A 649-nucleotide genomic window follows, 5' to 3' on the forward strand; every position below is an offset into this window, starting at 1 on the left:
GCTGAGCATAATTATACGGTGGATGTTAACGCGACTATCGATATCGATAAGATCACTGGCGATAACGTCATTACTCAACAAGAAGGCCATCAGCAGAGCATTGCGATCACCGGTACGGTGGGCGGTCAGGTGCAAGTGGGTGACAAGGTCGTGGTGACGATCAATGGCACCGATTACAACACCCAGGTTGAGGCGGGTAACACATGGTCAGTGAATGTCACGGGCAAGGATGTGTTGCATGCAGATAAAGCCACTGCCACAGTCACAACGTCATACAGTTCACATAATGACACCGCAAACAGTGAAGAAAATTATCAGGTTGGCATCAATGCGGGTGTCACCATCACCACCATTGGTGGTGACAATGTAATCAATGAGAATGAGTCCCACGGCAAAGTGCCTGTAACCGGTACCGTTGGTGGTGATGTCAAAGTTGGCGATACCGTTACGATCACTGTAGATGGTAAAGCGGTAGGTACGGCCACAGTAGAAAATCACAATGGCAAGTTAACGTGGACGGCAGAGGTTGACGGCAGCGTATTAGATAACGCTACCACCGATAATGTCACCGCCACCGTGACAACTCATGATGAAGCAGGTCATAGCGCTACTGCGACAGATGATCATATTTACAACATTGATACTGACA

Annotated in this window: 1 protein-coding gene; it reads left to right on the forward strand. The window is 48.5% G+C overall.

Going from position 1 to position 649, the window contains the following annotated elements; all coding sequences use genetic code 11:
• Nucleotides 1-649 (forward strand): Ig-like domain-containing protein (locus CZ809_RS20925; protein WP_144396232.1); only part of this gene is annotated, 649 nt, incomplete at both ends.

It is taken from the genome of Photobacterium piscicola, from assembly GCF_900166965.1.
In the GTDB taxonomy this organism is placed as follows: domain Bacteria; phylum Pseudomonadota; class Gammaproteobacteria; order Enterobacterales; family Vibrionaceae; genus Photobacterium; species Photobacterium piscicola.